Source organism: Saccharibacillus sp. O23, from assembly GCF_002205895.1.
In the GTDB taxonomy this organism is placed as follows: Bacteria; Bacillota; Bacilli; order Paenibacillales; family Paenibacillaceae; genus Saccharibacillus.
Genome location: NZ_NJDE01000003.1, coordinates 310,906 through 322,312, shown reverse-complemented (window position 1 = coordinate 322,312; position 11,407 = coordinate 310,906). Strand labels below are relative to the sequence as shown.

Below are 11,407 nucleotides of genomic sequence, written 5' to 3'. Positions count from 1 at the left end.
TCATTATAGCATCGCAAAATAGCAGGAACAATCCTTCAAATCGCCTCATTTCAAGAGTTTTTCGACTCGAAACGTTTCTAAATTCTCGAACGGACGAGAATCAAGATTCCTTTGCGCGAAAAGGGATCAAAATCGGCCGGAAGCTTGGTCTGCTCCGGTTTTTTCTGCATGTCCGAAACTTTAAGATTCGCTAAAGCTTGCGCCTTTAAGATAAGGACAAGAACAACGCAGCGCTTCAGACGACAAGACGGACATGCTCCGAATTCAATCATATTTCAGATTAGAGAGGAACGATTATAGATGAAGAACGCGACGAAGATCGAAAAAGCCAAAAAGTTCCAAGCGAAAAAGCGTGCGGGGTTGATCCTTTTCCTCGGCGCGGTACTGACGATGTCCGCCTGCTCCTCGGCCGCCACGGAGAGCGACAGCGCGGCAGCCGCGACTGCGACGACAGCGGCAGCAGCCGGAGTGCAGACGAGCGCTTCCTCTTCGGTACAGACCGCTTCGGCAAGCTTGAGCGGCGTTACCGCAGCAAGTCTGGTCACATTGGACGAAGAGGATCGCAATGCGGCGTGGAACGAGCAGGACGCTACCGCGATTACGTTAGCCGGAACGAGCGCTTCCGTAGAAGGCGCCGGCGCGACCGCTTCCGGCGGATCGGTGACGATCACGGCGGCCGGAACTTACGTGCTCAGCGGATCGTTGACCGACGGGCAGATCATCGTGGACACGGCGGACGCGGATTCGGTGCATCTCGTCTTGAACGGAGTCGATCTGAAAGACAACGACAGCGCTCCGATCTACGTCAAGTCCGCCGAGAAAGTGATCCTGACGCTCGCCGAAGGGACGGCTAACACCGTCACCGACGGATCTTCTTACACGCTGAACGAAGACGAAGAGCCGAGCGCGGCTATTTTCAGCAAAGCTGATCTGGTCATCAACGGAACCGGCAGCCTGACCGTGACGGCCAACTACAAAGACGGCATCGCGAGCAAAGACGCTCTCGACATCGTCAGCGGCACGATCGATATCAAAGCGGCGGACGACGGCATCGTCGGCAAAGACCGCGTGTATATCGAAGACGGCAAGATCACGATCGACGCGGCGGGCGACGGGATCAAGTCGACCAACGATACGGATGCGGACAAAGGATTCGTAGCGATCAAAGACGGAACGTTCGAGATCACCGCGGGAAATGACGGGATTCAAGGCGAAACGAACGTGGTCGCGGACGGCGGGACGTTTAACATCGTGACGGGCGGCGGACACACGAACGGGCCGGAACATACGGAGGAAATGGGCGGAGGCTTCGGCGGCGGAGGCTTCGGCGGCGGAGGCAGCTTCGGCGGTCAACGTCCGAGCGGCGGAATGCGCGGTCCGGGCGGAAACGGCGATCCCGGAACCGGACAAGGGCCATCCGTGGATTCGAGCGGAGCCGCTTCCAGCACGACGAATGCGGACGGAACGACCGACGGACCTCCCGCACTGCCTGACGGCGAGCAGCCGACGGACGGAGGAACGCCTCCGGCTATGCCGAACAACACTTCCGCTTCGGCGACGAATGCCGGCTCGGCAGCGGATAGCTCGACCGGCGAAACGGACAGCATGAAAGGCATCAAAGCCGGCACGATCCTGACGATCAACGGAGGCACTTTCGCGATCGACTCGGCGGATGACGCGCTGCACAGCAACGGTTCGACCGAAGTGACGGGCGGCGATCTGCAAATCTCGACCGGCGACGACGCGCTGCACGGCGAGACGGCGCTGACGATCACGGACGGCAAGATCGACATCCAAGCCAGCTACGAAGGCCTGGAAGCTCAGAATATTACGATCGACGGCGGCGACATCAATGTCGTATCCAGCGATGACGGCGTCAACGCGTCCGAAGCTTCGACCGCGACGGCGAGTACGACGAGCACGGAATCGGCAGCGGCTGAAGGAAACTCGGATACGACGGCGGCTTCGGCTTCCGTTTCCTCGGCGAAGGTCGTGACCGCTTCCGCTTCGGCGGATAGCAGCGCAAGCGTAACGACCGCAAGCGCTACGACCTCGGTGAACGGCGATACGTCGACCGATACCGCGCGCGGTATGGGCGGAGGAGGCTTCGGCGGAGGCGGAATGACGGCAGGCAGCGCGCAGTTGACGATCAATGGCGGAACGCTGGTAGTCAACGCCGACGGCGACGGTCTCGATGCCAACGGTTCGATCACGATGACCGGCGGCACGGTGACCGTGTACGGACCGACGAACGACGGCAACGGCTCGCTGGATTACGACGGAACGTTCGTAATCAGCGGCGGCAGCCTGATCGTGGCCGGCAGCGCGGGCATGGCTCAAGCGCCGAGCGATACGTCGTCCCAGCGCTCGATCGCGATGACCTTCACCGATACGCAGGCGGCCGGTACGCAGGTCGACGTGAAAGACAGCAGCGGCAAGACGATCGCCACCGTGACCCCTGCCAAAGAATTCCGTACGGTCGTCGTCAGCTCGGCCGATCTAACCGACGGCGGCACGTACACCGTCTCTGCCGGCGGCAGCGACATCGTGACCTTCACGATCTCCGGCAGTATCACGACTTGGGTAAACGAGTCGGGGATTACGACGGCGAACAGCGGGATGGGCGGGAGACGGTAAGCGGGGAGTTGAATTATTGAGAAAAAGACCAAACAACGGCGCGTAAGGCGGTTGTTTGGTCTTTTATTTGTCTGGGGAAGTGAGCGTTAATTGTCGATCCATTAGGTCGTATAACAGTTGGTATACTTTCCGATTATCAAGACTGTTGACTTCATCAGCTATTTGAACAGCTCTTTTTACTGCTTCTATAGCTTTGTTGTAGTTATTATTCCGAATGTAATAAAGAGATTGCTCGTAAAAAAAGTCTAAATAAAATCTATTTCTAATCCATTCGTTATGAGAAATAACAGCATCTAAGCTCCGATCCTCAAGTCTTTTAAAAAAAGCATCTGCATAAGGCGCTACCACAAATCCATGTAATTTAGAAGCTTCGAGAAGGTTCATCAAAATTACTAGAGTTTCTCCGGGATGTTCTTCTATGATGTTGATGCATTCTTCGACAGCCATTTCATTCCCTTGAATTAACTCAAAGTTGTTCCGATTCATTTGAGCAAAGCTAGAAAATCGGTCTACTTGAATTTTTGCTTCCTCATCCATTTCTTCAAACCAACTTAAGTCCTCATAGATAGCCAAGTAGCCATAGCCTTCCGCAAACTTACGGTAAGTCAACATCAAATTGCTCATAGCTAATAGGCTATAACCATAGTAGACGACCAAAGGTTTTTCCAATGGAGGAAGATTGGCTTTTTTGCCTTGACGTCGTTGCTGCAGAATATGGTAATAAACTTCATCAGAGAGCAGGAACAGCTTTTTCGCGCAACGTTCAGTCTGTGTATATTCGTTAAAAGAGAAATAAAGATCGATTAATTTCATCAGAGCAGCCAGTTGGTAGTGAATAGGCAAAGTATCACAATGCGGTTCAAAACGAATCATCGCACTTAGGTTCTTTTCTTGCTCTTGGCTAATTGATGCTGTAAAAAGCCTATAATGACTTATCGATAACGTTTCTGAACGAATATTTTCAACATTATGTACAACGAATTCATAAAAGCAAACAGACTGCATAATCTTACCGTCTAAATAGAGCTTTTCAGCAACATCAAAAACCATATCTACATATTTGGAATCTTCTTTTAAACGGATAAGGACCTGATTGATACAATCAGGCTTTCCCAATTCCGCACAACGGATCAAAAAAGGCTCAACGCGTCGGCGGTTAGGTTTGCCGTTAAAAAAACATTCTTCGACATAAAGTTCAAAAAGCCAACCGCTCTCTTTATTCAATGCTTTTCCGATCGTCTCCAATTGATTTAACGAGATGGGCTTAGGCGATGAAGGGTTGAGGATCAAGCTGAATACTCCCCGATTAACACCGGATCGTCGGCTGAATTCGGCGAAATTGTTGTTTGATCTTAATATTTCTTCTTTAATTTTGAGACGTAGTACGTTTGTACTGACCAAGCTATCTCCTCCTTTACCTTTTGACAGGAGCGGATTTCCTGATATCAAAATAAAAAAGCGAAACGGATTTTGAAATCAAAAGACCGCTTCGCTCTTTTATAATCGTACATTTAGAATTGTCCAATCCCGTCCGGCCCACCATTGATGTAAAATATGATCTCAGGTACAGCAACTGCAAGGCTAGCATCGGTAGGCTCGTTCGGCGTGGAGGTATTTACTGTGACACTATTCACAGATAATAGTACTACCACTGCAACACACATTGGAACAATTAATTTAGCAAAGACTTTTTTCATAAGAACTTTAGTTCTCCCTTCATCAAATCAGTGTATTGGTTTACTTGGTTCTCTGAAGCATACGATCGTAAGATTTCAAACAAAGGAACTAGGTGCATAAACCGATCAGCACTTTTTATTTTAACTGCAATATTCAAGGCCTTCAATACAGAAATTATGGAATTATTGTGTTGACCTCTTTTTAAGTAATAGATTGCTTTTTCATAATGCATATCAATATAAAATTTTGATTTTATCATTTTTTTTCGATCATGAGTTTCTTCTTTTATATAGTTCTCTACTTGTTCGGAGTATGTTTCTATAAGTGTTGCTATATCCAAATTATAGCTATTAGCTGCACTGATCAAATTTAGGATGGTCATAAATGATACTTCGGGATGTTCTTTAAGAAACTCTTTACATTGATCCAATGCTTGTTCTCGATTGCCAATGTGAAGGTCGATATACATGCGATTTTGCTTGGCGAACTTAGAAAATCGCTTTACTTGTTTAAGACCTTGCTCGTCCAGAATTTTAAAATGGCTTAAATCTTCGTAACCCGATAAGTAATTTCGGGCCTCATCGTATTGTTCATAATGAAACATCACGTTTTCCATCGATAAAAAACTGTACCCATAATAAACAACCAGAGGTTTTTCCGTGGGAATAGGCTCATAACCGACTTGCTTCATTCGGGCTTGTTCCATCTGATAAACCACTTCCGAGAACATTCTTAACTCCCGCGCGTATCGCTCCGCCTCTTCCCACTTATCCAGCGAGAAATACACATCGATCAAATTCATCAACCCGTCCAACCGATGATAGTCCGGCAGCTTCTCGCAGTAGCTCTCGAATCGGATCGCCGCGCGCAGGTTGATCTCGTGATCTTCGCAGATCGAAGCGCGGAAGACGCGGTAATGGCTGATCGCCAATTTCTCCGAATGATTGTAACGGTCGTTCTGGATGACGCATTCGTAGAACGGCAGGGATTCTTGGACTTTGCCCGACAGATACAACGATTCGCCGATCTCGAAAATGGTCGCGACGTGTTTCAGGTCGTCGAGCAGGCGAGACAGCACTTGGTCGATGCAGTCCTTTTTGCCCAGTTCCGCGCAGCGGATCAGGAACGGTTCGACGCGGCGGCGGTTCGGCTTGCCGTCGAAGAAGCATTCGTCGATATACGACTCGAACATCCAGCCTTCCGGCTGCCCGAGCGCTTTGCCGATCAGTTCAAGCTGGTGCAAAGAGATCGGCTTGGGGGGATTGCTGTTCAGGATGGCGCTGAAAATTCCACGATTGATGCCGGACAGTTCGCTGAATCCGGAGAAGTTAAGGCCCAAATTGGCAATGCCTTTTTCGATTTCCGAACGCAGCGCATTCCCAGTTTCCATATGCACACCTCGTCCTATAATTTAATCCTGTTGTTACAATTAATTTACAATATAACTCTTTACAGAACGATGGTCAATTGTATTTTTTACAGTCTGATTGGATGTATATACAGATAGTGAAAACCGCGTAGGTAAAGGAATTTCCAAATGGAAATCGGCTTTCCGAGCGGTCGGCGATCCCTTCGAATCAAGCCGATTATGCATAAACGATCGGAAGAGTTAGTAATATTCAAATATAAGATTCTTTGGTATGGAAATCAACCGATGGATACCGGAAAAGGCGTAGGTCTAAAGCCTAATGAAAAAAGAGGACCATGCGAATTTGAAACGTCCGCGAAAGCATGGTATATTTTTTTACAAGAAAAACAGAACATAAGTTCCTATTTGTTCGTATCCATGGCTTTCCAGACGAGGGAAGTTCCGCTCGCGTGAGATTCGTCCGTACTTCCAGTATAATATTAACAACTTATAACGAGGAGGCGCTTGATTTGCTGCAATTGACTGCATCCCATATCGATTCGCTCGCTCCTAACGCGGCTGCGGCCAAGAACGGTCGCGATCTGGTCAAGAAGAACAAATTCGTGAAGCTCAACGTATCCGAGGAAGGCAACCTGCTGTTCGGCGAATGTCTGGGCAGCGGTAAATCCAATTATGTCTGTTCCGTCGATTTCGTTACGCCCGAGAATCCGGTAGCCCGCTGCAGCTGTCCGAGCCGGCAGTTCCCGTGCAAGCACGCTCTGGGCCTGATGTACGCTTACGCCGACGGATTGACCTTCGAGCAGGCGACCGTTCCGGAAGACATCGCCTCGAAGCGGGAAAAAGCCGAGAAACGCGAAGAAAACAAATCCAAACGCGAGAGCGGGGAACTGCCGCCGGCGAAGCCGAAGAAAGTCAACAAAGCCGCGCTCAAAAAGAAGATCGCGCAGCAGCTCGAAGCGCTGGACGAACTGGAGAAACTGGTGCTGTCGCTGGTGCGCGGGGGACTCGGAACCGTGGACGCGCGAACCGTCAAGACGCTGAACGAACATGCCAAGCGTCTGGGCAGCAGCTATCTGACGGGCGCGGAGAACGAACTGCGCAGGCTGGCGCTGCTGCTCGGGCAGGAAGATCGAGAGACCGGTTATACATACGCGTCCGAACAGCTTACGCTGCTCAACGCTTTTATCAAGAAAGGACGTTCTTACTTGCGGAGCAAGGAAGAAGATCCGGAACTCAAACCGGATACCGAGTCCACGATCGAAGAATGGTTGGGTCATGCCTGGCAGCTCGCCGAACTGAAAGAAGCGGGCCGCGTCAGCGAAAACGTGCAATTGCTGCAGCTCGCGTTCTACTGCTATCAGGACGAGGCGCGCAAAGAGTTCGTCGATACCGGGTTCTGGTTGGAACTGGGCAGCGACCGCGTTCACCGCACGGTGCAGTACCGTCCGTTCAAAGCGGTCAAATACATGAAAGAAGAAGATAGTTTCTTCAGCGTGGCGCAGATCGGCGAACTGTACCGTTATCCCGGCGGGTTGAACGCGCGCGTGCGTTTCGAAGGCATGCTGCCGCGGGAAGTGACGGACGCGGATCGCGAAGCGGCGATCGGCGCGGCCTCGGCTTCGATCGCGGATGCGGTCAAAGCGGTCAAGAACCAGCTCAAAGACCCGCTCGCCGATCGTGCGCCGGTCGCCCTGCTGAAAGCTTCGCGCATCGCTCGGACGGAAGACGGCACGTACGCGTTGATCGATCCTTCCGGCGCTACGCTGGAACTGGGCGACGTCTACCGTCTGCCGCAGCGGACCACTCCGCTGCTGCCGCTGGTCGCTCCCGAACTGCTCGAAGACTGCTGCGTGCTGGCGATGTTCGAACATCGGATGGATACGGGACGTCTGGTCGCCCAACCGCTGACGCTGATTCGCGGAAACGAAATCACGCGTCTGCTGTATTGACGGGGTAAAGCCGATGAGCCTACCGATCTTGGAACAATTGCAGAGCGAGCTGCGACGGCTCTATATCGCGGGCAGCGATCTGGCCGCCGACGATTACCGGTTGGAAAGGCTGGAACCGGAGTTGCGCGAACGCGGCGAACGCGCGCCGGTGTTCAAGCGTCTGGCCGAAGGCGTCGCGGCGTTGGCCGGACCGGCTCGGCCGGAAGAGCGGGCGGCCGCGCTTCAAGACGTGTCGCTGCTGCTGAACTCGGTGCTGTCGACGCAGGGCAATACGGAAGTCGGGAACGTCGGCGAAACGCCGGTCTCGGCGAGAGCGGAGAGCCGCCTGCCGGGACTTGCGACCGACCGTTCTTCGAGAGAACTGGCAGAACTGCGCCAAGCGTTATACGCTTCGGGAAGCGGGCGCTACGAAACGGTACGATCCGCTTACAAAAACGGATTGTTCCGCGATCTGCGATCGCTGCCTCTGGCGCTTCGCGCATTGGGCGATCCGTACAGCGAGATCTCCGATCTGGCCGCGGAGCGGATTCTGCCGGATTACGGCCCGGGCATCTCGGCGCTGCTGCTGGACGGATTGGATATTCAAGGCGGCCGCGAAGAAGAGCGCAAGCTTCAGGTCGTGCAGCGCGTCGGCATCGGGCCGGAAGATCGGATTTCTCTGGAAAAAATCATTCGGGCGGCGGAAAAAGGCTCGGACAAGATCCGCGTCGCGGCGATCGTGTGCCTGGGAGCCGATCCGTCGCAGGAAGAGAAGCTGCTCGAGTGGTCGCGCGACAAAAAGAAACCGGTGCGCAAAAGCGCTTATGCGGCATTGACGGTGCTCGATTCGGAAGCTTCGCGCGAGCGTCTGTACGAAGCGATATCCGGTCCCGACGCGCCGCTGGCCGCCGAAGCGCTGGCCGGATTGTTGTCGCCGGGCATGGCGGAGACGCTGGCTTGGTTATTCGAAGAAAGGCTTCGAAACGGTACGGAGAACGGATCGTTGTCGGCCGAGGATCTGCAGCCGCTGCTGATCGCGCTGGAGAAAGTCAGGCATCCGGCTCTGGAGCGTTTGTATACGGATTTGGCGCTCAATCCGGCTGCCTATCCTTCGATACAAGCGTTGAACGAACGCGAACGCGGCAGTTTTTTGCGAAACGCCGCTTATTATCTAAGGCAGCTCGGCACGTTCGAAGCGCTCGAGTTGGTCGAACGATTGGCTTTCACGCATCCTCTGCTGCTTCAACAGGCGATCCCGATGGCCCGAGGGCTGCTGACGCCGAGCGAAGTGTACGAGCGTTACATGGGCACGAACGGCGACAGTTCCAGATTGAGCAGCGCGCTTCAGAGCGTGGTGATCCTTGTTCTGCGCAACGAACTGTATCCGGGAACGGTGACTCCACGCAGGCTTCCTCAGGCCGAGATCGAGGTGGGATGGGACCCGCGCTGGCTGGATTGGGCGATCGATCAGGATCATGCGCAGCTCGTGATCGGTCTTGCCAGACCGGGCAACGACAGGCTGGTTCCTTATCTGGAGCAGGCGGTTCGCCGAATCGGACGGGCAGGATCTCGGGACGAGATTCGTTATTTTCTGGACATGCTCGAAGCCGGTCTGTTCGACGAAGATACCCGCTACGAGCTGTTCATGCGGTTGGTCGAAGCGAGGAACTGGAACGGCGATCCCGCCATGGTCTATAGAGAGTTGGATCTTCTCAAACGAGTTCCGGCAGAACGGATGGACGAGACGATTCGGCGCTTGGAAGCGCTGATCGAAGGCATCTCGATTTCTTATAAGAAAAAAACGCTTCAAGAGGTCGTCGACGCGCTTCGCGCCCGTCGATCGGCCGACGAGGGCGATCGGACGAACGAATAGATCAAACAGGCGAGAAGCGAACGAACGAGAGGAGTGGCGAAGATGAGTACGATGTTGCTGCAAGAATTGCAGGGCGAACTGCGCCGGCTGTACATCGCGGGCAGCGATCTGGCGGCGGACGATTTCCGATTGAAAAAATTGGAGCCGAAGCTGGAACAGCTCGGCGAGCGCGCGCCCGTTTTCAAGAGATTGTCTGAAGGGATCGCGGCTCTAAGCGGTCCTTCGGATGCCGAAGCGCGAGCCTCGCGTCTTCAGGACGTGTCCCTGCTGCTGAATTCGGTGCTGTCCACGCAAGGCGCGACGGCGGCGCGGAGCGAAGCGTCGGAAGAGCAGGCGGCGGTCGGCGGACCGAGCGGCTTGACGACCTACCGTTCTTACCGTCAACTGGCCGAGGTACAGAACGCGCTGTCGACGTCGGGCGGCGGACGTTACGAGATCGTCACGTCGGCGCATCAAGAAGGTTTGTTCAAAGATCTGCGATTGTTCCCTTTTGCCGTAAAAGCGCTGGGAGATACTTATTCGGAACTCGCCGATTATGCGGCGCGCGAGATCCTGCCTTCTTACGGATCGGCCATCGTGCCTTATCTGCTGGAAGGCCTGAACATTCAAGGCGGACGCGAAGAAGAACGCCGGCTCGAAGTCGTGCGGCGGCTCGGCGTCGAAGCCGATGACGAACGTTCGCTCGAACTGTTGGTCCGAGCGGCCGAAGAAGGCGCGGACAAAGTGCGCGCGGCGGCGATCGCCTGCCTCGGCAATCATCCGGAATTCGAAGACAAGCTGATCGAATGGTCGCTCGACAAGAAGAAGCCGGTGCGCGAAGGCGCGCTTGCGGCGCTTGCGGTACGCAATACCGAAGCGGCACGCGATCGGGTATACGAAGCGTTCGTCGGCAAAGATTCCGTTCCGGCGGCGGAAGCGGTCGGAGCCGCGCCTTCGGCCGAGATGCTGGAACGGTTGATTCCGCTCTACGAAGAGCGGCTGCGTCACGAGTTTACCGGCGAAGAAGACCGCAAGAGCAAGGACAAGCTGTGGAAAGAGTTGGAACCGTTCACGATCGCTTTCCGTCATGCGGAGCATCCCGAATTGGGCCGTTTGTTCCTTGATCTCGTCGTCAAAGAAGCGGATTATCCGTCGCTCGGCCGATTGGATTATGCGGAGCGGACTCGCATAATGGGCCAAGCCGCCCGTTACCTGCAGAATATCGATACGGACGAAGCGCTCGAAGCGCTCTATCTGCTGGAAGAACAGGATCCGAACTTCCTGCATTACGCGTTCCATGCCGCGAAGCTTCGCCTCTCGCCTGCCGAGCTGTACGAGCGTTACGCCGGCTCCGGCCGGGGACGCCTGCTTAACGCGATCTCCAAAAAAACAAAGGCGAAGCAGGATAAATTGATCGAATCGCTGCGCGAGGAAGTGTTCGTCTACGAAGGGTATGTGCGTCAGCGTCTGCCGCAGGACGTCATCGAACGCGATTGGGACCCTCGTTGGCTCGATTGGCTGATCGACCGCCGGGATATTCAGTTGGTCGCCGCGTTGGCCGCGCCGGGCAATACGAGACTGTTGAAATTTTTGCAGGATTGGGTCGAGAAATCGAGCAACAAATACTACGAACATTATATTTTCATGGCGCTCGACGCGGGCGGCTACGACGACAAAACCAAATACGAACTGCTCATGCGCTGGATGGAGCAAAAAGAATGGAATAAGATCTATAACCTCTATCCGAACGAAGTGGAGCGCATGCTTCAGATTCCGGACCGCTTTGCCTCCGAGGCTGCCGACCGGCTGGAACCGCTGGCCGCCAATGCGCAATACGAGGGCATCAAAGAAACGATGAACGAAGTGGTCGGGACGCTTCGCCGCCGAGCGGCTTCGATGCCGTCTTAAGCCGTTGCAGGACTTGAAAATCTTATAGCAACCGAG

At 53.9% G+C, this 11,407-nt stretch carries 6 protein-coding genes; 4 read left to right on the top strand and 2 right to left on the bottom strand.

The window, feature by feature from the left end; all coding sequences use genetic code 11:
- Positions 1 to 300: 300 nt before the first annotated feature.
- On the top strand, positions 301 to 2,637 hold the full coding sequence (locus CDO73_RS05435; protein WP_088487482.1) for a carbohydrate-binding domain-containing protein: 2,337 nt from the start codon (positions 301 to 303) through the stop codon (positions 2,635 to 2,637).
- 63 nt (positions 2,638 to 2,700) lie between these two features.
- Here CDO73_RS05435 and CDO73_RS05430 read toward each other — a convergent pair whose 3' ends face one another.
- Positions 2,701 to 4,038 carry a DNA-binding protein gene (locus tag CDO73_RS05430; protein WP_088487481.1) on the bottom strand — a complete coding sequence of 446 codons (1,338 nt, stop codon included), beginning with the start codon at positions 4,036 to 4,038 and terminating at the stop codon, positions 2,701 to 2,703.
- Between the two features lie 292 nt (positions 4,039 to 4,330).
- On the bottom strand, positions 4,331 to 5,704 hold the full coding sequence (locus CDO73_RS05425; protein WP_088487480.1) for a DNA-binding protein: 1,374 nt from the start codon (positions 5,702 to 5,704) through the stop codon (positions 4,331 to 4,333).
- Positions 5,705 to 6,192: 488 nt separating this feature from the next.
- Here CDO73_RS05425 and CDO73_RS05415 point away from each other — a divergent pair, with 488 nt between their 5' ends.
- The 3 genes from CDO73_RS05415 to CDO73_RS05405 are packed head-to-tail and all read left to right on the top strand — an operon-like array spanning position 6,193 to position 11,371.
- Positions 6,193 to 7,632, top strand: coding sequence for an SWIM zinc finger family protein (locus tag CDO73_RS05415; RefSeq protein ID WP_088487478.1), 1,440 nt, complete (start codon positions 6,193 to 6,195; stop codon positions 7,630 to 7,632).
- 13 nt (positions 7,633 to 7,645) lie between these two features.
- Entirely contained in the window at positions 7,646 to 9,484 is a 1,839-nt protein-coding gene (locus tag CDO73_RS05410; protein WP_088487477.1) for a hypothetical protein, read from the top strand.
- A gap of 42 nt (positions 9,485 to 9,526) precedes the next feature.
- Positions 9,527 to 11,371 carry a HEAT repeat domain-containing protein gene (locus CDO73_RS05405; protein ID WP_088487476.1) on the top strand — a complete coding sequence of 615 codons (1,845 nt, stop codon included), beginning with the start codon at positions 9,527 to 9,529 and terminating at the stop codon, positions 11,369 to 11,371.
- The last annotated feature ends 36 nt before the right edge of the window (positions 11,372 to 11,407 follow it).

Bases quoted from the DNA above. Each gene is read 5' to 3' on its own strand.
- CDO73_RS05410 (WP_088487477.1), top strand. From the start codon at position 7,646: ATGAGCCTACCGATCTTGGAACAATTGCAGAGCGAGCTGCGACGGCTC.
- CDO73_RS05425 (WP_088487480.1), bottom strand. From the start codon at position 5,704: ATGGAAACTGGGAATGCGCTGCGTTCGGAAATCGAAAAAGGCATTGCC.
- CDO73_RS05405 (WP_088487476.1), top strand. From the start codon at position 9,527: ATGAGTACGATGTTGCTGCAAGAATTGCAGGGCGAACTGCGCCGGCTG.
- CDO73_RS05435 (WP_088487482.1), top strand. From the start codon at position 301: ATGAAGAACGCGACGAAGATCGAAAAAGCCAAAAAGTTCCAAGCGAAA.